The organism is Paenibacillus sp. FSL R10-2736 (genome assembly GCF_038000245.1).
Lineage (GTDB): Bacteria > Bacillota > Bacilli > Paenibacillales > Paenibacillaceae > Paenibacillus_AQ > Paenibacillus_AQ phytohabitans.
Map to the genome: position 1 here is coordinate 559,221 of NZ_JBBOBN010000001.1, position 24,009 is coordinate 583,229.

Genomic DNA, 24,009 nt, shown 5'->3' on the forward strand with positions numbered 1-24,009 from the left:
CAGAGGTATGATGGGACTACAGGGGAGGCTTGTGGAAGGAGAGAGATGCTGTTGATCAGATATATGAGAACGCTTTCAATTTATCCCAAACTTGTTATGGCTTTCTTGCTTGTCATTATTCCGCTCTACCTGTGGGGCCTGATCATGAATCAATCCGGACAGGAGGTTGTCCAGAAGCAAATCTCGGAATCCATGGCCAGCCGTGTCCATTTCTATCTGACTTCGCTGGAGACAGAGCTGACCCGGCTTACGCGGCTGAAGCTGGAGTATGTCAATGACGACGATTTGCTCTTGCTGGCGACGGTTCCGAACCAGTTGAACGACTATGAACGGACCCGCGCCTTATTATCCGCCAAGAGCAAATTGTATTTGCTCAAAAGCTCCAGCCCGTTCGTGGAGAACGTTACGCTGTATATTCCTTCCCTGGACCGAAGCATCAATGCCAACAATTTCGACAGTGCGATGCCGCTTGAAGAATTGGAGGACATTCTGAACCCGGCCCACATGAAATCGCCGATCTTCGGCATGGGCGAGAAGCTGCTGATGAGCGGGGTGTATCCCGATGCGGTGTACGCCGGCCGGCCGCCTGTGCTGGCTATCGAAATTCAGCTGTCACGCTCGGAGATTCTCCGCTCACTCTCCAGCATGGCGGAGGGCGAGGGCGGCGGAGCAGTATGGATGGACACCGGCGGCCAGTGGCAGATTGCCTCCGGTGTGGAGGGCTCGCTGCTGGCTGCGTTCGGGGAAGCACTGCGGGGAGAACTGCTCGACGATAGCGGCGAGTCCGGCCAATACCGGCTGGAGTCAGCAGGCATTGACTATTTTGGAGCCAGTGAATATTCACCGCTGCTGGGAACGACTTTGGCCGTATTTGTTCCTGCGGAAACGGTGCTCCAGCCGCTGAACAAGCATCGCAACTGGATTTGGGGAGAGTCGCTGATCGCTTTGCTGCTCGCCGTTGTTTTCTCTTACTGGATATACCGGTTTATTCATAAGCCTATGAGGCGGCTGATTACTTCCTTCCGGAAAGTGGAGATGGGCGATCTGAGCGTCAGGCTGTATCACGGCAATCAGGATGAATTCAATTATGTGTATAATCACTTCAACCATATGCTGGAGCGGATTCAGGAGTTGATTCATGAAGTGTATGAGCAGCAGATCAGATCCCAGCAATCCGAGCTTAAGCAATTGCAATCGCAGATCAACCCCCATTTTTTTTACAACACCTTCTTCATTCTGCAGGGTCTCGTTCGTATGAGGGAACATGAAGTAGCCGAGCGGATGCTTCACCATCTCAGCGGCTATTTTCAGTTTATTACACGTAGTGGAGCAGAACAGGTCAGTCTGCTTGCAGAGATGAAGCACGCATGGTCTTATGTGGAGATTCAGAATATACGTTTCGCCGGTACGGTCACAGCCGAACTGGAGCCCATACCGCAGGGGTGGGAGGCTTCCATGGTGCCTCGGCTCATTGTCCAGCCATTAATTGAGAATGCTTATGCCCACGGGCTGGAGAACAAGCTGGCAGAAGGGATGCTGCGGGTAACCTTCCGGGAGGAAGGGGCGGACCGGCTTGTCATCGGGGTGGAAGACAACGGCGAATCGCTGGACGATGAACAGCTGAATGCGCTGCGCAGAACGCTGGCTCTTGCTGAAGAAGCTATGGAGACGACAGGAATCCTCAATGTGCACCGCCGGCTTCAGTTGAACTATGGTCCGGCGTTCGGAATTGAGGTGTCACGCAGCGGGCTGGGCGGATTGAAGGTGCTGCTGATGATAAGACGGGAAGAAGGGAGACAGCCATGATCAGACTGCTGATTGTCGATAATGAACGGTGGATTGTACGGAACCTGCTTGATCTGTTCGGGCACTGGGACAAGCTGGAGCTGGAGGTATACGGTGCTTATTCCGCTGCGGAGGCACTGGAGCAGCTCGGAAAGATGAAGTTCGATATTGTATTGTCCGATATCCGTATGCCGGGAATGGACGGGCTTGAGCTGCAGCAGGAAATCAGACGCCACTGGCCGTGGTGCAAAATTATTTTTTTGAGCGGATATAACGAATTTGATTATATACAGCAAGTCATGCGTGGCGGCGGGGTGGACTACCTGTTAAAGACAGAAGGCGAGGAAGCGATTCTTCACGCTGTGGAGCAGGCCGCTGCGCAATTGGATGCGGCGGTGGAAGCAGAGGAGCTGATTGAGCGCGCGCACCGGCAGCTACAGCTTGTCCGTCCGCTGCTGCTGGGCGATTATTTGCTGGAGCTGATGCAGGGGGATAGCCCGGGCGTAAGCCAGCTTGCACATAAATTCCAGGAGCTGGAGTGTCCGCTGGATGCTGCCCGCGGCGTACTGCTCACCATCGGGCGCGTGGACGACTGGCGGGACGAGCTTAGTGTAGCAGACAGGGAGCTGATGCTGTACGCTATCCGGAATATTGCCGAAGAATATTGGCTCCCCTCCGTGCGCTGCCTCAGTCTGCGTTATGAGAAGAACAAGCTGCTGTGGCTGCTGCAGCCTATGGCAGATGCTCCGGAGGACAGGGAGCGGGCGCTCCGGTTCATCCATGGGACGCTTGAGACGATCGCCATGAGCTGCAAGCGGCTGCTGAAGCTGCGGCTGTCGTTCTCGGCCGGTGCAGCATTTCGCCCCTGGGAGGAGGCGCCCCGGCAGTTCAGCACCCTGAAGGCGCTGCTGGGACGGGGACTTGGCATGGGCAAGGAGCTTGTCCTGATCGAACAGCGCAAGGAAGCCGGAGAGGAGGCGCAGCAGGCAGAGCTGCACAATCATGAAATTAGCAGCCAATTGGGGAAGCTGGGAGCCATGGCGGCTTATTTGGACAACGGACAGCAGGAGCATTTTTTTCTCGAATTCGGCAAGCTGGCAGCGTTGGCCTCCCCTGCGCGTGGCACCGACAACCGGCTGAAGCTGGAGATCTACTATTCGCTCATGTGTTTGTTGCTGTCTTATATGAACCGCTGGGAACTGCATGAGGTCATCGGAGAGTCCATGGATTTGGACAAGCTTACAAGATATGAGGCCCACCCTTCTTGGGAGAGCGCGGAAGATTATTTGTCGGCGCTGGCCATGCGGCTGTTTGAACAAAAGCAAGATGACCAGGTCTACCGCGAGCATGATTTGATTACCCGCGTCCGGTTGTATGTGGAGCACCATTTGGCCGGCGATCTGTCACTGACCCGGATCGGTGATGTCGTCGGCTACAATCCGTATTACTTGACCCGGTTGTATAAGCGTTTAACGGGCCAGTCGTTGCCGGATTACGTGGCTTCCTCCCGGTTGGCGGAAGCCCAGAAGCTGCTGGAGGGCGGCAGTCTGATTGTGCAGGACATTTCGAAAGCGGTCGGCTTTATGACGGAGCAATCCTTCTACCGCTTTTTCAAGAAGGAGACCGGCATTACTCCCCAGGAATACAGAGAGCGGCATACCTTATCCAAATCGGATAATCAAAAGTGAAAATCGGCGAGTAGAGGGGCTAGGGGAAGCGAGCCTATAATAATGCTAAATAAGGCGAACTTTCACGAAAGACCCACCAAGATTTAGGGGGGATAAGAAGTGAAGGGAAAGAGATTGGCAGTCTTGACGTCTTACGGAATCGTTCTGTCGCTTCTGCTGAGCGCTGGCAGTCCCGGAACGGACAGAAGCTTGAACTCTGCGGAACATGAAGCCTACCCGTTTGGAAAATACGATCCGCCGATTCAGCTTCATATCGCGCGTCCGGTTGATCTGACCTGGACGTATCCCGGCGGTGACAGCATTGAAGATAATATCTGGTACCGGGAGTACCGCAGCCTGCTGGGCATCGAAATTGAACACGATTGGACCGCCTTGCCGGGCGAGTACAACCGCAAGCTGAATGTCCTGATCGCATTGGGCAGTCTGCCGGAGATGTTCTCCGTCTCGGCAGGCCAGCTCAAACAGCTGGCGGATGCGGATCAATTGGAAGATCTGACCGCGGTCTACGAGCGCTACGCTTCCGGCCGCACCAAAAAACTGCAGATGGGAGACGGCGGTGCGGCCTTGGCTTCCGCCACGTTCAACGGCAAACTGCTGGCCATTCCCATCGTCAATGCTCCGATCTACGAAGCCAATCTGCTGTGGGTGCGTACGGACTGGCTGGACAAATTGGGTCTGCCTGAGCCCAAAACGCTGGAGGAGGTGTTTGCGATTGCCGATGCATTTACGGGGCAAGATCCCGACGGCAACAACCGGCAGGATACCTTTGGCCTGGCCATCAATAATTACCTGTATGGCGGCATTGCCTCGGTTACCGGATTCTTCAATGCGTATCATGCTTATCCGCAGACCTGGATCAAGGACGGGAACGGTCAAGTGATGTACGGTTCCATTCAGCCGGAGATGAAGCGTGCGCTGGGCAAGCTTCAGGAGATGTACAGGAGCGGGCAGCTGGACCGGGAATTCGGTGTCAAGGACAGCGACCAGGTGGTGGAGGATATCTCCGCGAACAAGCTCGGCATGACGTTCGGTGCCAACTGGAATCCCTATGTATTCCTGGATGCTGTACGGCAAAACCCCGGAATGGAGTGGAAGCCGTATGCGGTGCCTTCGGTGGATGGCGTGCCGGCCAAGGCCAGCGTAGGTTTCTCGGCAAGCGGATATGTCGTAGTACGTAAAGGCTATCAGCACCCGGAAGCTGTAGTGAAAATGCTGAACCTGCATGAAGAGGTGGTTCACGGCTCCAGACGCGGCGAAGGCGAATTCATTACCGTGGAAGAAGCCGGCGGAAGGATCAACACCTCCAGGCTGTCCTTTGTCCAATCCGGCGTATCCAACGAAGATGTGGCAGAGTCGTTGTCGTTACTGCGCGAGGCCATCAGGAACGAGGATGGAAGCCTGCTGAAGGATGCGCTCACCGAAACCGACAAATACGGGCCGACTCTTGATTACCTGACAACCGGGAATATGGACAATTGGGCCGTTGCCCATCAATACTTCGGGTTCGAGACGACCATGGACCACTATAGCGGCGACCGGCTGCTGATGACTGCCTTCGGCGGACAGACCCCTACGATGACAGAGAAGTGGGCCATGCTGGACAGACTCGAGAAGGAAACCTTCACCAAAATTATTATGGGTGCGGTTTCCATTGATGAATTCGATAGATTCGTAAAGGATTGGAACCGGCTTGGCGGTAAAGCGATCCTGGAAGAAATTAATGAACCGTATGGAGGAGAGTGAACGAGCAGCATGAGCAAATTATTCTACAAGCCTGAAGACGGCTGGCTGGCCGACGTTATCCCGTTCTATGAAGACGGCGAGTTCAAGCTGCTGTATCTGAAAGATTGGCGCGACAGGGAAGGACACGGTGAAGGCACGCCCTGGTTTCTGCTGGGGACCCGGGATTTCATTCACTACAAGGAATACGGAGAGGTTCTGCCGAGGGGCGCGGTATCCGAGCAGGATCTGTATATCTATACGGGATGCGTGCTGAAGAAAGACGGACTGTATCATATTTTCTATACCGGCAACAATTTTCATTATCCGGCAGAGGGCAAGGCGCAGCAGGCAGTGATGCATGCGGTCAGCAGCGATTTTGTACATTGGGAAAAACGGCCGGAGGATGCCTTCTACGCACCAACGGAGGGCTACGAGGAGCATGACTGGCGTGATCCGTTTGTGTTCTGGAACGAGGAGGCGGGGGAATATTGGATGCTCCTTGCCGCCCGGTTGAAGAAGGGCCCCGCGGGTCGCCGCGGCTGCGTTGCCTTATGCGCCTCCAAGGATTTGACCAGCTGGGAGGTACGCGATCCGTTCTGGGCTCCCTACTTGTATACGACTCACGAATGCCCGGACCTGTTCCGGATGGGGGACTGGTGGTACCTTCTGTACTCGACATTCTCGGACCGTACGGTCACGCATTACCGGATGAGCCGCTCGCTGCAGGGGCCTTGGCTGGCGCCCGAGAACGATGCACTTGATACCCGGGCATTCTATGCCGCCAAGACCTGGACTGACGGTGAGCGGCGTTATGCATTCGGATGGAACCCGACGCGGGAAGGCGAGCATGACGGGGGCACCTGGCAATGGGGCGGACATCTGGTTGTGCATGAAGTAGTACAGGGCACGGATGGTGCGCTGCTTGTAAAAGTGCCGGATACCCTGAATGCTGCATTCAATAAGGAAAGCGCTTTATCCTTCACCGAAGTGCTCGGACGCTGGAAGTTCAGTGGCAGCACGGCCGCGGTTACGGCAACCGATTCCTTCGCCGGTGCCTATGCGGGGCCATTACCGGACGGCGCCTGCAAGCTGGAGGCGACGATAACGTTCGCTCCCGGCACCCGGGGCTGCGGCATTGTTCTGCGGACCGATCAGGAGTTCAGGCAGGGGTATATGATCCGGCTGGAGCCGGGCCGTAACCGGATTGTTGTTGACCAGTGGCCGAGGAAGGGAGATGTCCCCTACGCCGTCGGCATGGAGCGGCCGCTGCAATTGCTGCCGGGAAGCGCCTGCTCGTTAAGCATATATCTGGAAGATCAGGTATGCGTAGTCTATGTGAACGAGGAGCTTGCATTAAGCACACGGCTGTATGATTTCCAGCAGGGAGGGACGGGGTTGTTCGTGAGTGAGGGGAGTGCGGAATTCATATTCAGGCAGTTTGCAATGTAGGTCCATTCCAATCCGGATGAAGAGAGGGGATAGGTAATGATCAATGTTGTCAGAAGAACAGTGATGGTATGTGTGGCGTGTATCCTTTTGTATAGCAGTCTGCCGGGCTTTAGTTCTGCAGATACGGCTAATGTAAAGGTGACGATTGATTCCGGCACGGCCGCCATCGACTTCACTTATGGCACGATAAACCTGGCCCGCGGCAACGAAGGAAAGCTGACCGGTATCCGCCATCTGGCGCAGAACAATCTGTGGAATGATACGGCAGCTTCCACCGTTTCAGCGAAGAGAGGGCATGTCACCTATGAACACACTTGGGGGTCGGGCACTTCGCTAGCTGAGCTGGAGACGACGGTTGCCCGTAAATATGACGGTACCTTGACCGTCAGCCAGCATGCGCAGACAGAGCAGCTAGGCATATCGGGCGTGCAATGGGGATTCATTATCCCCGATACGTATGATCTGATTATTCCTGCACTGGGCGGGATCCGGCTCACTGCTGAATCACCGGACGCCGCCTATGGCTTCTCCCAGTTCACCTATCCCGATGTCTGGGAGGCGCAGATGTTTCTTGTGCAGGGGGCAGAGGGCGGACTGCTGGTTCATGCGGATGACAATGCCGATTTCTTCAAAACATTGCATGTGAAGCATGAGAATGGCAGCTTCTATGTAGGAATAGAGACGCAAGCACCCGCTCCATTTCAGCAAACGACCAAGGCGGTCTCCACCGATTGGCGGCTTAAAGCATACGCCGGTGACTGGGCAAAAGGATCGGCGATGTACCGGGAGTGGGCAGATGGCGCCTTCGGGTTAGCTGAATCTTCCGCGAAGGCACCGGATTGGGCCAAGGATATAGGATTCACGGTGCTGACGGATCTGGAAGACCAGCCGATGCTTGAGGAGCTTGCACAGCGGGTAGATGCGGAGCGGACGCTGCTGGTTGTTCCCGGCTGGAGAGCGGACCCTTATGATGTGAATTTTCCCAACTATGAGCCTAAACCGGATATCGCAGCCAGGATCGACGCTGCTCAGGCGCTGGGTTTCCGCGTCATGCTGTATGTCAATATATTCGGAACATCGTTTAACAACGAGAATTACACACAGATGCAGCCCTATCAGGTGAAAGATCCGTTCACGCTGGAGCGGAAGCGCTGGGAGTATACAGCAGGATCGGAACAGATTTCATTTGCCGTTATTAATCCGGCGGCGGAGGCATGGCGGGAACTCTTCGTTAACAAGATGACTGCCCTGGTGAATGAGGTCGGACCGGACGCGCTGCATCTGGACCAGTCGCTGCTCATGTATAACGATGCCAACGGCCTGATTGACGGCAACAACATGATGCAAGGCAATATCGCCCTGCACCGCGAGCTTAGAGAAGCGCTGCCGGATATCGCCTTGGGCGGGGAGAGCTTGAATGAAATCACGACACGGTATGAGTCCTTTGCGCAGCGCCATGCCTATGGCATCTTCTCCGCGAGCGGAACGTGGGATGACAGCAAAATCAATCAGGTGGTTCCGGCCAGCTCAGCGATTTTTGCCCCGTATACGACCATTTACGGTCATCCCGATCATGCGAACCCGATCACGGAGGATTATTTCATAGCCTGGCATAAGGTTGTTCAGAACCGGCTGGGGGCTATTCCGATGCTCACAAGACCTAATCTGGGCCAGATCGCCAATCCTACGCCGCTGATGGAACAATTGCTGGATGAAGCGGGCTGGTACCAGAGCGCACAGCCTACAGCTGATTTCAGCAATATGTCAGATCCCACTCTGTTTGCTTTCAGGACAGCTAACGGCGGCAGTGCCAAATATGTGCGCGATTCCTATGGCGAGAAGCTGACCGCCTACGACGGGAACCCTTCCGGCGGGGGCACCGATATCATGCGTTATTTGTACGGGGCAGAGACCTATCCGTTGCCGGGAAGCATTCCGGGGTGGCTGCTCTATGACGAACAAAAGCTGTTCGGGCTGGACCCGGACAAAACGTATCTGTATTTGAACCAGGTCCGCGATTCCGAAGGATTCCATGTCTATGAGTGGCCGGAGGATGTGGCGTTAAAACGGCTGTCCAGCCGGTCCACCCACACCACCATCGTTATGGAAGATAAGCTTCAGTCCGGTGATATAGATCTGCTGAATTACGAAGGACCGGTGAGAGCAGGAGAGGTCCTGGGAGACGGCACCGTCCATACAACCGCAGCCCCGTTCCCTACCACGGGCGGATTCTCCTACTCCTTTCCCGGAGGAGGAACTGTGCAGCACTGGGGCGACCGGATCATGGCCCATCCGCCTTACGCAGGACAGTGGCAGGGCGGGCATACCTGGCTGGAATTTGACATCAGTCTGCCCGCAGCAGCGGCAGCGAGCTTTCAAGCGGGTGTGCAGCTGGGCTCCGAGCAGAACGTTGCGAGCAGTGACGGTGTCACCTTCAAGGTATCCGCTTGGGATAAGGCAGAAGCGCCTGGAGACCGTACGGTGCTGAGTGAAGAGCAGTTCAGCAGAAGTGCCTCACCTACAGCCATGGAGCTGGATTTGTCGGAATTAGCAGGCAAAGAAGTGACCCTCCGGCTGGAGACGCATCCCGGTGTGACGGTGGACAATGATTCTGCCGTATGGGTGGCGCCGACGGTAGCCGTTGCAACTTACGGCGGCAATCGCAGCGTAAGCTTCAAGGTGAACAGCCCGCTGCCCTTAACTGTGGTGCAATCCAGCTACGGAGCAGCCTCGTCTGTAAGTCTAGGTAACAATCACTACGAAATTACAGCACCTGCCTCGGGTACGGTGTATCTGATTCACAACGTGTCTGCTCCTGTGCAGCTGCCATTATCGTTACCCGGCGCTCCATATCATTCGAACCTGGTGTTCGAGGACGGAAGCGAAGGGCAAGCCCAGTCTCCGTTCGGCGGATTCCCGGGAAGCGGCTCTGTACTCGGTCTTGAGAAGCAGGGGCTGGATGCCCACCCGCCGCAGCACGGGCAGACGCATATTGAATATGCCTTGAATTTACCGGCAGGCACTCCAGCTGCGCTGCAGGGATTCGCCGGCATTAAGGACGGATCGGATGACTCCCAGGGCGCCGGCTTCCGCATAGCGGTGAACGGAACGGTAAAGTGGTCGCAGGATATGATGCCGGGCGGGGCTTGGACACCGTTCAGTGTCCCGCTGGCCGAGTATGCCGGAACTTCGGTCATCATCACCCTGATCACCGATTCTTTGGGCGATTACGGATATGACCGGGCCTTCTGGGGCCAGCCGACTCTGATTGAGCAGTAAAGAGATCATGCAGAAACCGAATATGAGGGGGAAGCAAAATCATGAAAAAAATTGCCGCTTTATCTATTAGTACTGTTCTTTTGGCCCTGACAGCCTGCAGCTCTCCATCCAATACCAAAGACACTGCCAGCTCCAGTGCCGATCCCAAGCAACCCATTGACCTGCGGGTAGGCCGTTATTCCCTGCCCACCTGGGGTTATCCCGCAGGGGATGATTTTGCGAACAACATCTGGTACCGGCATTATGCTGACAAGTTCAATCTGAACGTCATACACGAATGGACAGCTCTGCAGAATGAATACAATGAGAAGCTGAACATCGTCATTGCCTCGGGATCGATTCCGGATATCGTCATCGAAGCCTCCACCAACCAGCTGGAGACCATGGTAAAGGCCGGTATGACAGCGGATTTGACCGATGTTTTCGAGGAGCATGCGTCTGATTTGACGAAGGAGATTCTCACCGGTGACGGCGGCCTTGCGATGGATTCGGCCACCTTTGACGGCAAGCTCATGGCTTTGCCCTACACGACCTCGGTCATCTATGAACCCAGTCTGCTGTGGGTGCGGCAGGACTGGCTGGATAAGCTGAACCTGCCTGTGCCGAAGACCATCGACGATGTGATTGCGGTGGCCAAGGCCTTCAAGGAACAGGACCCGGACGGCAACGGCATTGACGACACCGGCGGGCTGGCGTTCAGCAACTGGTTATTCGACGGGATTACCTCCACCACCGGATTCTTCAACGGCTACCATGCCTATCCGCAGAGCTGGCTCAAAGGAGATGACGGCAAGATCACCTACGGCAGCGTGCAGCCTGAAATGAAGAATGCCTTGGCCAAGCTCAGAGAAATGTATCAGGCCGGCCTGATTGATCCTGAGTTTGGCATGAAGGATACGACCAAGGTAACGGAGGAGGTCAGCGGCGGCAAATACGGCATCAGCTATGGACGCTGCTGGAACGTATACATGTACGGTACGGGCCTGGAGGGCCAGCCGGATATGGTCTGGACTCCACTGGCGGCCCCAAGCGCCGACGGCGAGGATGTATTTGCCAATGTAGGCACAACCGTGGTGAGCTACTACGCGGTGAACAAAGACTATAAGCATCCCGAAATTCTGGTCCAATTGTTGAATGATTACAACGAGATGGCTTACGGTCCGAACCGGAATGATCCCGAGGTCAAGAAATTCTTTGCTTTCGAAAAAGGGCAGACCATTGTGGAACAGGGGCATTTGTCTCTGGCCCGGACTCTTACGACCGATGATGCCACCGTGAAATCTTTGGAATACCTGATCGAAGCCATCGAGAAGCGCGATCCCAGCAAGCTGGATCAGGCTCTGACCGAGACGGGGAAATACGAACCGAGCGTAGCTTATCTGGACGGCAAGGGGACCGGCTATATGGAGTATCACCAGGTCAAAGCCTTCAAAACGATTGTGGAGGGCTATGGCACGGATCATCTGATTCCCCAGGCTTATGGAGGCACCACAGAAACGATGCTGAATAAAATGGGCATTCTGGGCGATTATGAACGTGAAATTTTCACGAAGATCATCATGGGTGCAGAGCCTATTGATGCATTCGATACTTTCGTATCCGAGTGGCACAAGCTGGGCGGCCAGCAGATTCTGGACGAGATCAACGCCAGCTTGTGATGAAAGGGGTAGCCTATTGTGAGAGCATTGCACCTGAAGAGCCGCTTCAGACATGAGTTGCCGTATCATTTGTTTTTGATACCGGGAATTATACTGGCCGTTCTATTCTGCTATATCCCGATGATGGGGATTGTCATGGCCTTCCAGAACTTTAGCGTGTTCAAGGGCTGGCTTGCGGGTCCGTGGGTCGGGATGGACAATTTCAAATATATTATTTCCATGCCCCGCTTCGGGCAAGTCATGTATAACACGATCTATATCTCGATTTTGAAAATTGTATTTTCATTGATTGTGCCTATCGTTGTTGCGCTGCTGCTGAACGAAATGCGCGGCCAGAGGCTGAAACGGGTGCTGCAAACTGCGATGTACCTGCCTTATTTCCTGTCCTGGGTGGTTTTGGGCGGCATTATCCTGGATGTCCTCAGTCTGGAGGGGGTGATTAACAGCCTCATCCAGGCCTTTGGCGGAGAGCCGGTGGGCTTCCTGTCCAGCAACCGGCTGTTCCCCGGCGTACTGGTCACTACTGAAGTGTGGAAGAACTTTGGATTCAATACGATTATCTATATGGCTGCGCTAACCTCCATCAATCCGGATTTATATGAAGCAGCCATGATTGACGGAGCCAGCCGCTGGCGGCAGATTTGGCATGTTACGCTGCCCGGCATTCGTCCCACAATCATTCTTCTGGCTACTCTGAGTCTCGGCAATGTGCTGAACGCCGGGTTTGAGCAGGTATTCATGCTGCTCAATCCGCTGGTGGTCGATTCCGGCGATATCCTGGATACGCTGGTCTACCGGCTGGCCTTCAATCAGGCGCAGTACAGCGTAGCGACAGCCGTAGGACTGTTTAAATCCCTGGTGTCCGGAGTACTTATTTCAGTTTCCTATTATATGGCTTATAAGTTTGCCGATTACCGCATTTTTTGAAAGGGGGAGCAAGGGTGAAATACCGTTTGAACGGCAGCACCGTGTTCGCAGTATTCAACAAAGTGTTTCTCATTCTCTTGGGAATCCTCTGCATTGCGCCGATTGTCAATACGTTAGCCATTTCCTTCAGCTCCGCCTCGGCGGTGGCGATGGGGAAGGTACGGTTTTTTCCGTCGGACTTTTCACTGGACGCTTATAAATTTATCGCTACCCGTCCGGAATTCCTAAGATCCTTGGGCGTGGCTGTGATCCGGGTGCTTGTAGGGAGCGCCCTGCAGATGCTGGTTACCTTTATTTCGGCTTATCCCCTTTCAAGGGAGAACAGGGATTTCAGCATGCGGACGTTTTATGTATGGTTTTTCATGTTCACCATCCTGTTCAGCGGAGGCATTGTTCCCCTGTACATGCAAGTGAAATCCCTCCACATGCTGGATACCATGATGGTACTGGTCCTGCCGACAGCCCTGGCGGTCTTCAACATCGTTCTGATGATCAATTTCTTCAGAGGACTGCCCCGGGAACTGGATGAGTCCTTCCGCATAGATGGAGCCGGACACTGGACCATCCTGTGGCGGTTATACTTCCCGCTGTCCTTGCCTGCTTTTGCGACCATCCTGCTGCTGGCTATGGTAGGGCATTGGAATAGCTGGTTTGACGGAATGATCTTCATGAACCAGACCGAGAACTATCCGCTCGCCACCTATTTGCGCTCCATTATTGTCAGCTTCGATTTCAGCAATGTGAGGTCTGAGGATGCCGCACTCCTGGCCAGCATCTCACCGCGCACGACCAAGAGCGCGCAAATCATTCTGGCCACGTTGCCCATCTTGTGCGTCTACCCTTTTTTACAGCGTTATTTCGTGTCTGGTCTCGTCCTGGGAAGCGTGAAGGGATAGTTCCAAAAACTATTTACAGTAGGAGAAATGGATTATGCAGAAAATTGCCAGTGGAATCTTTAAGCTGACCTTCGGAACACCCGAAGAATTTACACCGGTATCGGTATTGAAGCCCGTCACATGTCTCGAAGCGCTGAATGCGCTTGAAGATCATCCGCTTCCCTTTCTAAGGGAGGACATTCAATTTCAACCGCGCCAGGGCTCCGTATTGCTGGAGATTCCCTTGGAGCCGGAAGAGGAAGTATACGGTTTGGGCTTACAGCTTAAATCGTTCAGACAGAGCGGCAGCAAGAAGAAGCTGCGAACGAATTCCGACCCGTCCGCCGATCTGGGCGACTCCCATGCGCCGGTTCCCGTTTATGTAAGTACTGCCGGTTATGCCATTCTGGTGGATACGGCCCGGTACGCGACCTTTTTCAGCGGAGGGTGCAAGAGAGTTGGCAGCAAGCAGGATCTGGAAGGCTTCGAATCGGCAGGCACCGAGAAGGGGCACTGGGAAGTGAAAAAGGGAAGCGGCAATATGCTGGTGGATATCCCTGCGGCGCAAGGAGTAGATATTTATGTGTTTTGCGGCGGGGATATGAAGGACGCGGTCAGCCGCTATAATCTGTTCAGCGGCGGCGGGGCGTTACCTCCGATGTGGGGATTGGGTGTCATGTACCGTGCAGACTGGCATGCGGATCAGGAGGATGTCCTGCAGTTAGCCCGGCAAATCAGGGAAGATGAGATGCCCTGCGACATGTTTGGTCTGGAGCCCGGCTGGCAGACGAACGCCTACTCCTGCACCTATGTGTGGGACAGCAACAGATTTCCGGATGAAACAAGGCTGATCCAGGATCTGAATGATATGGGGTACCGGCTTAATCTGTGGGAACATGCTTATGTGCATCCTGATAGTCCTGTCTTCCCGGAGCTGAAGCCTTATTCGGCCGACAGCTATGTATGGGACGGTCTGGTGCCGGATTTCACGCAAGCTGAGGCCCGGAAAGCCTTCACGGACATCCATCAGCCCTTCATTGAGGCGGGGTTGTCAGGCTTCAAGCTGGATGAATGTGATAACGGCGATTATATCGGCAACTGGGGCTTTCCCGATTTCGCCCGTTTTCCGGGAGGGGCGGACGGGGAGCAGATGCACAGCTTGTTCGGCCAGCTCTATCAGCAAACGATGCTCGCCCCGTTCAAGGCAGCGGATCGCCGGACCTATGGACAGGTGCGCGCTTCCCATGCGCTCGCGGCGCCCTATCCCTATGTACTGTACAGCGACCTCTACGACCATGAAGACTTCGTACGGGGGCTGGCCACAGCGTCCTTCTCAGGTCTGCTCTGGTCGCCGGAGGTCCGCCAGACAGCAACGAGGGAAGAGCTGCTGCGCCGGATTGGCGCTGTGATTTTCTCGCCTCTGGCGGTGCTTAACTGTTATATGATTCCTTCGCCGCCGTGGAAGCAATTCGATCATGACAAGAACCATGCCGGTGAATGGCTGGAGGATTGGCCGCAGCTGGCGCAGCAATGCAGAAAGCTTCTGCAAATCCGAATGAGTCTGATTCCTTACCTGTATGCCGCATTTGGCAGATACCGTCAGCAGGGGGTACCGCCTATACGTCCCTTAGTGATGGATTACCCGGGTGACTCTGAGGTGCTGGATTGCTTCGACCAGTTCATGGTTGGAGAGGATATTATGGCTGCTCCTGTTGTCTATGGTAACGGTGACACACGTAAGCTCTACCTGCCTCAAGGCCGCTGGTACGAACGATTGACCGGAGAGTGGCTGAACGGCGGACAATGGATCACCCGCCAGGTTGCTGAGGATGAAGTTCCTCTGTATATCAAACAGGGCGCGCTAGTTCCTTGGGCAGAGCCCGTTCTATGTGTCCGGGACAACACCGTTTTTAATGTAGAGCCCGTTCTGTACGGTGCGGAAGCAGGGGAATGCTCGCTTTTATGTGATGATGCAGTCAGCTATACCATGATTTCTGAGAGCCTGCCTTTTGCCACAATTAAGGTGACCCAAGAAGGCGGTCTGAGCATAGAGCAACAAGACATAATCTCTGAGCGCTATAGTATAGCCGGTGTGAAATACGTCCCGGATGGGGAGAGGGGCTGAATCGGGGACATGGCCGTCGATCTCATAGGCCTAGATATCGGGTCAACAGGCACGAAATGTCTGATCATGGCTCCAACGGGTGAGGTGCTGGCCCAGGCATACAGGGAATACCCCATGGAATCGCCGGAAAGCGGCTGTTATGAGCTGAGTCCGCAGCGGGTGTGGGAAGCGGTTCAAGCTGTGATCAGTTCCGCAATGATTAGGTATGACCGACCGCCTGCCATGCTTGCCGGACTGTCCGTTTCTTCCTTTGGGGAGGCTGCCGTTCTGCTCGACAGCGGGGGCGGCGTGCTTGGAAACAGCCTGCTGTATATTGACAAGCGGGGAAGCGAGCAACTGGAGGTTTTGGTGGAGCATATCGGAGAAGAGAACATCATTGGCAAGACGGGTCTTCATCCCCATCCGATGTACACCCTCTCCAAATTGATGTGGTACCGCGAAGAGCGGCCGGACATTTATGAGCGGCTTCATACCTTTCTGCCGTTTGGATCATTTATTCTCTACAAGCTGGGTGCAGGACCCGTGATCGACTATTCGCTGGCGTCCAGAACGATGGCCTTTGATGTTCACCGGCTTGAGTGGGATGAGGAGATTATCCGGGCGTCAGGCTTAAGGAGCGGGATATTTCCCCAGGCGCTGGAGCTTGGATCACGGCTCGGCCGGATTTCACCCGCAGCGGCTGAGGCGCTGGGGCTGCCTGCCCACCTCCAGCTGGTGCTCGGCGGACATGACCAGGTATGCGCTGCTATTGGCGCGGGAGTCACGGAAGAAGGCTCGGCCGTAGATGGCATTGGCACCGTAGAGTGCATCACGCCCGTCTTCCATACCATGCAGGTCGATGACCAAGCACTTGCACTCAGCAAGCTGGCGCTAGTTCCTTATATCCAGGGGAGTTATACCACCTATGCGTTTAATTTCACCGGCGGCTCCCTGCTCAAGTGGTACAGGGACCAGTTCGGTTATGAAGAGAAATGTGCGGCAGATGAGTCCGGCCGGAGTGTCTATGAGATTATGGGCGAGAGCGCCGGAGAAGGTCCTACAGACATTTTGGTACTGCCGCATTTTGCCGGCTCAGGCACACCTTACATGAATCCGGCTGCGGTTGGGGTCATCGCGGGCTTGAATTTCAACACCACGAAGGGTGAACTGTACAGAGCCTTGATGGAGGGCGTCACCTATGAGATGAGGCTCAATCTGGATTGTCTGGAGCAAGCGGGTATGCGTATCAGGGAACTAAAAGCTTGCGGCGGCGGTGCCAAGTCCGCCCTGTGGCTGCAAATCAAGGCGGACATCATGAACAGGGCCGTCATCGCCCTCGATATCGAAGAGGCGGGTATTCTAGGAGCGATTATTCTGACCGGGGTGGCGCTGGGAGTGTTCCCTTCCTATGCAGAAGCTGCCCGTCATTTGGTGAAGGTGGGCACTACCTTCTATCCCCGCCCGGAGAACCGCAAGCACTATGACGAGAATTACGCCAAATATAAACGGCTGTATCAAGCGGTGAGTAACGCCATGTCAAACCCATAGGAGATGCTGAAGAATGCCATTAGTGACCCTGAAAGAGTTAATGAAGGATGCCGAAGCCAAACGTTATGCCGTCGGCGCGTACAATGTGATTAATTTGGAGATGATCCGGGGAATCATTGCCGGGGCCGAGGAGGCGCGCTCACCGGTCATTCTGTCCTTTGCTGAAGTGCATATTCCGCTTGTTCCGCTTGAGGTGATCGCTCCAATTATACTGGCGGCTGCGAGGCAAGCGCAGGTTCCCGTTGCGGTACACCTGGATCACGGCCAGGATCACGAAATTCTGATCCGGGCGATGCAGCTCGGCTTCTCGTCGGTGATGTTCGACGGCGCGCATCTGCCGCTGGAGGAGAATATCCGCCAGACCAATGAGATCAGCAAAATCGCCAAGGCGCTCGGAGTTTCCGTAGAAGCCGAGCTTGGCAAGATTCTGCGTCCGGAGGGCGGCGGAGCGGAGGAAGAGATCGAAGAATATGATCCGGACGATGTATACACCAATCCCCAAGAGGCACAGACCTTTATTGCACATACCGATGTCGATGCGCTCGCCGTTGCTTACGGGACTGCGCACGGTGTTTATCTGACAGAACCGGTTCTGGATTTTGAGCGTTTGAAGCTCATCAAAGAGCTTACCGGCCTGCCGCTGGTGATGCATGGCGGGTCCGGACTGGATGAAGCCGCCTATATCACCTCCATACAGTGCGGCATCCGCAAGCTCAACTATTATTCCAATATGGCGCATGAAGTGGCGAATACCCTCCAGGCGAAATTGGCGGCCAACAGCGCGAAGCAGTACAAAAGCTATTATCATGACATATCCAGATGGGCTATGGAAGCAGTGCAGCAGGATATTGTACGCACGATGAGAATTTTCGGGAGTGCCGGACAAGCTTGAGGCTTGCCTTCCCGGGTGCAGGAGGAATGGCGGTATGGCAAGACTTTATGGCAGAGAATGGACCCGGCGCGAGCTGGAGGCCAGAGTAGGCCGAATAGAGCAGCTTGCGGGAGTGCAGCCCTTTGTAATGAGAGAGGGGCCGGAGGCCGGTCAGGAAGTGTTCCGCGTGCGGACGGGCTCAGGCCTCTCCTATTGGGTGCATCCCGGGAAAGGAATGGATATCTCTTTGGCTGAATTTTGCGGCATTCCGGTTAGCTGGTCTGCCGGCAACGGCGATCCCCATGCTGCTTATTTCAGGGAAGAAGGGAATCATTGGCTGCAGACTGCTTCCGGCGGTTTGCTGATGACTTGCGGCTTGTCGCAGGCGGGTGCGGCCGGCCGGGACGAATACGGAGCTTATGGATTGCATGGGCAGATCCATCATACACCCGCACGCCAGGCTTCATATCAGGCGGAATGGCAAGGCAATGAATATGAGATGCGCCTGCGGGGAGTCGTAGAGGAGACGTCCATTTTTGGACATAAGCTGCGTTTGACCCGCACGATTACAAGCAGGCTTGGAGAGAACAGCTTGCAGCTTCGCGATAGCGTGGAGAATGCAGGCTTTACCCCGGCCCCGCATCTGATGCTGTATCATTTCAACTTTGGCTTTCCGCTGCTTGCGGAGGATACCAGGATCATCTTGCCGCAGAGCAGCTGTGCTCCGCGTGATGATGATATGGAGATATCACGGATACATGAATGGCAGGCGCCGGATCATCGTTTCAAGGAACAAGTGTACTACCATGAGCCATTGGAACGGCAAACATACATCTGCGCTCAAATCAGCAGCCCTTCTTTTCCTGTACCCGGCTTATCCTCTTCTGCGGGAGGCCTGACGGCAGAGCTGAAGTGGGATCAGCGGACTCTGCCCAGACTGGTGCAGTGGAGAATGCCCGGAGCAGGCGAACATGTGCTGGGACTCGAGCCGTCCAATTGCTGGACCCGGGGGAGAGCGGAAGAGCGCGGAGCGCATTCTTCGAAGCTGCTTGAGCCTGGAGAAGCCGTTCATTACGAAATTGAATTGAAATTCAAAACGAGTTGAACAAACGGAGGAATTTGATATGCTGCAGGCTAAGCCTTATGTATTCTGGTTTGTCACAGGGAGCCAAGGTTTGTACGGAGAGGATGTACTCGAGCAAGTGGAGGAGAATTCCAGGAAAATGGTGGAGGAGTTAAACCGCGAAGGGGGCCTCCCGTATCCGATCCAATTCCGCGAAACGGTTACGGCTCCGGAAGCGATTCTGCGAGTGTGCCTTGAAGCCAATTCCAGCGGGACCTGCGCGGGGGTGATCACATGGATGCATACCTTCTCTCCGGCCAAAATGTGGATATCAGGGCTGACCCAGCTGCGCAAGCCGCTGCTGCATCTCCATACCCAATACAATATCGAGATTCCCTGGGACAGTATTGATATGGAATTTATGAACTTGAACCAGGCGGCGCACGGCGACCGTGAGTTCGGGTTCATAGGCGCCCGCCTGCGCATGGCCCGAAAGATTATTGCAGGCCACTGGAAGGATGAAGAGGTGCGTGCAAGAATCGGAGGGTGGATGAAGACGGCGGCGGGTTATACCGGGAGCCAGACGATGAGAATCGCCAGATTTGGCGACAATATGCGTGATGTCGCGGTGACGGAAGGCGATAAGGTGGAGGCGCAAATCAAGCTGGGGTGGACGGTCAACGGCTATCCGGCCGGCGATCTGGCTGAACGGGTTCGGAGTGTAAGTGATGCCAAGCTGCGTACGCTGATGGATGAATACGCGGAATTATACGACTTTACGGATCAGGGTCGCGCCGATGGCGCTGAACGGGAAGCCATTCGTGAACAGGCGCGGATGGAGATTGCGCTGAGCGAATTTTTGGAGGAGGGCGGATATACAGCGTTCGTGACCAGCTTCCAGGACCTGCATGGACTGAAGCAATTGCCGGGGCTGGCGGCTCAGCGGCTGATGGCGGCAGGCTACGGCTTCGGCGGTGAAGGCGACTGGAAGACGGCCGCGCTGGTACGGATGATGAAGATTATGGCCGGGAATCAAGGCACCTCTTTCATGGAGGATTATACGTATCATCTGCAAAAGGGCAATGAAATGGTGCTGGGTTCCCATATGCTGGAGATCTGCCCGTCCCTGGCTGCGGACAGACCAAGGATTGAAGTGCATCCCTTGTTTGTCGGCGGCAAGGAAGCTCCGGCGCGTCTAATATTTGGCGGCGCAAGCGGCACAGGAATCAATGCCACCCTGGTGGATATGGGCGACCGGTTCCGCCTGATCGTCAATGAAGTGAATGCCGTACAGAATGAATATAGAATGCCTCATCTGCCGGTAGCGCGCCTGCTCTGGCAGCCGCAGCCGTCCTTGACCCGTGCATCGGAAGCCTGGATTCTGGCCGGGGGTGCACATCACTTCGCCTTTTCCTTCCACACAACGAGTGAACAGCTCCGGGATTGGGCGCGCATGGCAGGAATCGAGTGTCTTGTCATCGACGCCTCCAGCACCTTGATTTCACTTGAAAATGAGCTGCGCTGGAATGACCTGTATTACCGGTTGAATCATTAGCCGGATTAAGCTTAATCAGTCAAAGACCCGCTTCCTGCCACAATCAGCAGGTGCGGGTCTTTTGCTGCATATATCTCCCTCAATCGACAAGCGCATTGAATTGTAAGGCCGTCTACAATATAATTAAAAACGTTATCCGGGCGCTTTAGCCCTTTAAACAGGAGGGATATTCATTATGAGCATCACCGTCAAAGATGTGCAGCATGTGGCCAAGCTGGCCCGACTGCAATTAAGCCCGGAAGAAGAGGCTACCTTCACCGAACAAATGAATGCTATTTTACAATATGCCGAGAAATTGAATGAGCTGGATACTGAGAATGTAGAGCCGACCACTCATGTGCTGCAGGTCAGTAATGTGATGCGTGACGATGTAGTCAAGGAGAGCCTGTCCCAGGAGGCAGCGCTGCTTAACGCACCGGAAGATGAAGACGGACACTTTAAGGTTCCCGCTGTTCTGGAATAACTAAAGCCTGAGAGGAGGAAGCAAGTTGAGCCTGTTTCAATATCGATTACCTGAAGTACATAACATGCTGCACAGTAAAGCGGTCTCGGTCAGTGAGCTGACGGAAGCGTCGCTTTCTGCCATTGCGGAGCATGACAGTAAGGTTCATGCTTTTTTGACACTGAATGAAGAGGGTGCCCGTGATCAAGCACGAGCACTAGACGACAAGCTGGCTTCCGGAGCCGCGCGCGGTCTGCTGTTCGGACTTCCTTCCGGAATCAAGGATAATATTGTCACCAAAGGTCTGCGCACCACCTGTGCCAGCCAGTTCCTGACCAATTTCCAGCCGGTTTACGATGCCACGGTAGTTTCCAAGCTGCGCCAGGCCGATGCGGTAACGATTGGCAAGCTGAACATGGACGAGTTCGCCATGGGCGGGTCCAATGAGAATTCCAGCTTCGGCGCTGTGCGTAATCCATGGGATTTGGAGCGTGTTCCCGGCGGTTCGAGCGGTGGTTCGGCAGCGGCGGTTGCGGCCGGAGAAGTGTTCTTCACCCTCGGCTCCGACACCGGCGGCTCGATCCGCCAGCCGGCTTCCTATTGCGGAGTGGTCGGCCTTAAGCCAACGTACGGGTTAGTGTCGCGTTACGGTCTGGTGGCATTTGCTTCCTCACTGGATCAGATTGGCCCGATTACCCGGACCGTTGAGGATTCCGCGTATGTACTGCAGGCGATTGCAGGCTATGACGCCCAGGATTCCACCTCGGCCAAGGTCAGCATTCCGGATTACCTGAGCTCGCTGACCGGCGATATCTCCGGTTTGCGTATTGCAGTGCCGAAGGAATACATCGGCGAAGGCGTAGACGCACCGGTCCGCGAATCTGTGCTGTCAGCGCTTAAAGTTCTTGAAGGTCTTGGCGCCGTGTGGGAAGAAGTTTCTCTTCCGCATACTGAATATGCCGTAGCCGCTTATTATCTGCTCTCCTCTTCGGAGGCTTCCTCCAACCTGGCCCGTTTTGACGGCGTCCGCTATGGGGTTCGTGTAGACAATGGCGGAGGTTTGCTTGACCTGTACCATAACTCCCGCAGTCAAGGCTTCGGCCCTGAAGTCAAGCGGCGGATTATGCTGGGTACCTATGCACTGAGCTCCGGATATTATGATGCTTACTATTTGAAGGCACAGAAGGTCCGCACGCTGATTAAGCAGGATTTTGATGAAGTGTTCAAGAAATATGATGTCGTAATCGGTCCGACTGCGCCTACGACAGCCTTTAAGCTGGGCTCGCAGACTGAAGATCCGCTAACCATGTATCTGAATGATATCCTTACCATTCCTGTCAGTCTGGCCGGTATTCCTGCTATCAGCATTCCTTGCGGCTTCGCGGAAGGCCTGCCTGTCGGCTTGCAGATTATCGGCAAGGAGTTTGACGAGAGTACGGTACTGCGCGTTGCGCATGCCTTTGAACAACATACAGAGCATCACAAGGCCCGTCCGCAAATGTAGCTACCAGTTTGAGTATATGCCCACAAAACTTTTAAGGGATGAGATTATCTATGTCTAAATATGAAACGGTCATCGGGCTTGAAGTTCATGTGGAGCTTCATACCAAGTCCAAAATCTTCTGCGGCTGCTCCACAGAATTCGGCGCTCCGCCCAATACACATACCTGTCCGGTCTGTCTCGGCCACCCCGGCGTATTGCCGGTTCTTAACCGCCAGGCCGTAGAGTACGCGATGAAAGCGGCGATGGCGCTTAACTGTACGATTGGCGATGTCAGCAAATTCGACCGCAAAAACTATTTTTACCCCGATTCGCCAAAAGCGTACCAGATTTCGCAATATGACCAGCCTATCGGCCTGAACGGCTGGATTGATATTGAAGTGAACGGAGAGACCAAACGGATCGGCATCACCCGTCTTCATCTGGAGGAAGATGCTGGCAAGCTGACTCATGTGGACGGCGGCTTTGCTTCACTGGTTGACTTCAACCGGGTGGGGACTCCGCTTATTGAGATTGTCTCTGAGCCCGATCTGCGTTCACCGGAGGAGGCGCGCGCCTATCTGGAGAAGATCCGCGCCATTATGCAGTACTGCGATGTATCCGATGTGAAGATGGAAGAGGGCTCGATGCGCTGCGATGCCAATATCAGCCTGCGGCCGGAAGGCCAGGAGGAATTCGGCATCCGGGCAGAGCTGAAGAACATGAACTCCTTCCGCGGCGTACTCCGTGGTTTGGAGTATGAGCAGTTCCGTCAAGGCGAGATTCTGGACGATGGGGGGATCGTTGTCCAGGAGACCCGCCGCTGGGATGAAGCTGGAGGCAAGACCTTGTCTATGCGCGGTAAGGAAGAAGCGCATGACTACCGTTATTTCCCGGACCCGGATCTTATCGTGCTGCATATTAGCGAGTCTTGGAAGGAACAGATCCGCGCAACCATTCCTGAGCTTCCGGATGCGCGGCAGGCCCGTTACAGTGAAGAATTTGGCCTGACCGCCTATGATGCCGGAGTCCTTACTTCATCCAAGCCGCTCGCTGATTTCTTCGAGGGCAGTCTGGCCTACACACAGGATGCCAAGGCTGTCGCCAACTGGATGATGGGAGACCTGCTGGGATACTTGAACAGCAATAATCTGGAATTATCCCAGGTGAAGATTACGCCGCAGGGGCTGGGTGAGATGATCGGCCTGATCGCAGGCGGAACCATCAGCAGCAAAATTGCCAAGACCGTCTTCAAAGAAATGCTGGAGAGCGGTAAGCTGCCGACAGTTATCGTTGAAGAGCAGGGGCTGGTCCAGATCAGTGATGAAGGGGCAATCAAAAAAATTGTCCAGGATGTGGTCGCTGCTAATCCGCAATCTGTCGAAGACTACAAGGCCGGCAAGAAACAAGCGATCGGCTTCCTCGTTGGCCAGGTTATGAAAGAAAGCAAAGGGAAAGCAAACCCCGGTCTTGTTAACACACTGCTCGCTGACGTATTGAACAGCTAGGGGCTGCTTTTGGCTAATAGATTGGGTAATAAGTCATAGAATCATGAGCACAGGG

At 54.7% G+C, this 24,009-nt stretch carries 16 protein-coding genes; all 16 read left to right on the top strand.

Features of this window, described 5'->3' with window-relative positions; translation table 11 throughout:
- Positions 1 to 51 precede the first annotated feature (51 nt).
- The 16 genes from NSQ73_RS02545 (at position 52) to gatB (ending at position 23,954) form a co-directional block, all read left to right on the top strand.
- A complete protein-coding gene (locus NSQ73_RS02545; RefSeq protein ID WP_340985295.1) occupies positions 52 to 1,806 on the top strand; it encodes a sensor histidine kinase in 1,755 nt (584 codons plus the stop codon).
- The gene (locus NSQ73_RS02550; RefSeq protein WP_340985296.1) at positions 1,803 to 3,473 is read left to right on the top strand and encodes a response regulator; all 1,671 of its coding nucleotides are present in this window, start codon (positions 1,803 to 1,805) and stop codon (positions 3,471 to 3,473) included. The genes NSQ73_RS02545 and NSQ73_RS02550 overlap by 4 nt, the downstream gene beginning before the upstream one ends.
- Before the next feature lie 99 nt (positions 3,474 to 3,572).
- Complete coding sequence (locus NSQ73_RS02555; RefSeq protein WP_340985297.1) at positions 3,573 to 5,216, top strand: extracellular solute-binding protein; 1,644 nt, start codon at positions 3,573 to 3,575, stop codon at positions 5,214 to 5,216.
- A 9-nt stretch (positions 5,217 to 5,225) separates the two neighbouring features.
- Positions 5,226 to 6,644, top strand: coding sequence for a family 43 glycosylhydrolase (locus tag NSQ73_RS02560; RefSeq protein WP_340985298.1), 1,419 nt, complete (start codon positions 5,226 to 5,228; stop codon positions 6,642 to 6,644).
- A 36-nt stretch (positions 6,645 to 6,680) separates the two neighbouring features.
- Positions 6,681 to 9,923, top strand: a complete 3,243-nt coding sequence (locus tag NSQ73_RS02565) for a DUF6259 domain-containing protein (RefSeq protein WP_340985299.1) — start codon at positions 6,681 to 6,683, stop codon at positions 9,921 to 9,923.
- A gap of 41 nt (positions 9,924 to 9,964) precedes the next feature.
- Entirely contained in the window at positions 9,965 to 11,581 is a 1,617-nt protein-coding gene (locus NSQ73_RS02570) for an extracellular solute-binding protein (RefSeq protein ID WP_340985300.1), read from the top strand.
- 18 nt (positions 11,582 to 11,599) lie between these two features.
- On the top strand, positions 11,600 to 12,508 hold the full coding sequence (locus NSQ73_RS02575) for an ABC transporter permease (RefSeq protein ID WP_445669479.1): 909 nt from the start codon (positions 11,600 to 11,602) through the stop codon (positions 12,506 to 12,508).
- Positions 12,509 to 12,522: 14 nt separating this feature from the next.
- Complete coding sequence (locus NSQ73_RS02580) at positions 12,523 to 13,404, top strand: carbohydrate ABC transporter permease (RefSeq protein WP_042139988.1); 882 nt, start codon at positions 12,523 to 12,525, stop codon at positions 13,402 to 13,404.
- Between the two features lie 34 nt (positions 13,405 to 13,438).
- On the top strand, positions 13,439 to 15,508 hold the full coding sequence (locus NSQ73_RS02585; protein ID WP_340985301.1) for a TIM-barrel domain-containing protein: 2,070 nt from the start codon (positions 13,439 to 13,441) through the stop codon (positions 15,506 to 15,508).
- A 9-nt stretch (positions 15,509 to 15,517) separates the two neighbouring features.
- On the top strand, positions 15,518 to 17,035 hold the full coding sequence (locus NSQ73_RS02590) for an FGGY-family carbohydrate kinase (protein ID WP_340985302.1): 1,518 nt from the start codon (positions 15,518 to 15,520) through the stop codon (positions 17,033 to 17,035).
- Between the two features lie 13 nt (positions 17,036 to 17,048).
- Complete coding sequence (locus NSQ73_RS02595) at positions 17,049 to 17,927, top strand: class II fructose-bisphosphate aldolase (protein WP_340985303.1); 879 nt, start codon at positions 17,049 to 17,051, stop codon at positions 17,925 to 17,927.
- Between the two features lie 34 nt (positions 17,928 to 17,961).
- Positions 17,962 to 19,011, top strand: coding sequence for a DUF4432 family protein (locus tag NSQ73_RS02600; RefSeq protein WP_340985304.1), 1,050 nt, complete (start codon positions 17,962 to 17,964; stop codon positions 19,009 to 19,011).
- Positions 19,012 to 19,030: 19 nt separating this feature from the next.
- The gene (gene araA / locus NSQ73_RS02605; protein ID WP_340985305.1) at positions 19,031 to 20,524 is read left to right on the top strand and encodes an L-arabinose isomerase; all 1,494 of its coding nucleotides are present in this window, start codon (positions 19,031 to 19,033) and stop codon (positions 20,522 to 20,524) included.
- Positions 20,525 to 20,699: 175 nt separating this feature from the next.
- Positions 20,700 to 20,987: an Asp-tRNA(Asn)/Glu-tRNA(Gln) amidotransferase subunit GatC gene (gene gatC / locus NSQ73_RS02610; RefSeq protein WP_042139983.1), complete on the top strand. Its 288-nt coding sequence runs from the start codon at positions 20,700 to 20,702 to the stop codon at positions 20,985 to 20,987.
- A gap of 25 nt (positions 20,988 to 21,012) precedes the next feature.
- Entirely contained in the window at positions 21,013 to 22,470 is a 1,458-nt protein-coding gene (gene gatA / locus NSQ73_RS02615; protein WP_340985306.1) for an Asp-tRNA(Asn)/Glu-tRNA(Gln) amidotransferase subunit GatA, read from the top strand.
- A gap of 38 nt (positions 22,471 to 22,508) precedes the next feature.
- On the top strand, positions 22,509 to 23,954 hold the full coding sequence (gatB, locus tag NSQ73_RS02620) for an Asp-tRNA(Asn)/Glu-tRNA(Gln) amidotransferase subunit GatB (RefSeq protein WP_340985307.1): 1,446 nt from the start codon (positions 22,509 to 22,511) through the stop codon (positions 23,952 to 23,954).
- Positions 23,955 to 24,009: the final 55 nt, after the last annotated feature.

Bases quoted from the DNA above. Each gene is read 5' to 3' on its own strand.
- NSQ73_RS02565 (WP_340985299.1), top strand. From the start codon at position 6,681: ATGATCAATGTTGTCAGAAGAACAGTGATGGTATGTGTGGCGTGTATC.
- NSQ73_RS02585 (WP_340985301.1), top strand. From the start codon at position 13,439: ATGCAGAAAATTGCCAGTGGAATCTTTAAGCTGACCTTCGGAACACCC.
- NSQ73_RS02595 (WP_340985303.1), top strand. From the start codon at position 17,049: ATGCCATTAGTGACCCTGAAAGAGTTAATGAAGGATGCCGAAGCCAAA.
- NSQ73_RS02550 (WP_340985296.1), top strand. From the start codon at position 1,803: ATGATCAGACTGCTGATTGTCGATAATGAACGGTGGATTGTACGGAAC.
- NSQ73_RS02560 (WP_340985298.1), top strand. From the start codon at position 5,226: ATGAGCAAATTATTCTACAAGCCTGAAGACGGCTGGCTGGCCGACGTT.
- gatB (WP_340985307.1), top strand. From the start codon at position 22,509: ATGAGATTATCTATGTCTAAATATGAAACGGTCATCGGGCTTGAAGTT.
- NSQ73_RS02570 (WP_340985300.1), top strand. From the start codon at position 9,965: ATGAAAAAAATTGCCGCTTTATCTATTAGTACTGTTCTTTTGGCCCTG.
- NSQ73_RS02590 (WP_340985302.1), top strand. From the start codon at position 15,518: ATGGCCGTCGATCTCATAGGCCTAGATATCGGGTCAACAGGCACGAAA.
- NSQ73_RS02600 (WP_340985304.1), top strand. From the start codon at position 17,962: ATGGCAAGACTTTATGGCAGAGAATGGACCCGGCGCGAGCTGGAGGCC.
- gatC (WP_042139983.1), top strand. From the start codon at position 20,700: ATGAGCATCACCGTCAAAGATGTGCAGCATGTGGCCAAGCTGGCCCGA.
- araA (WP_340985305.1), top strand. From the start codon at position 19,031: ATGCTGCAGGCTAAGCCTTATGTATTCTGGTTTGTCACAGGGAGCCAA.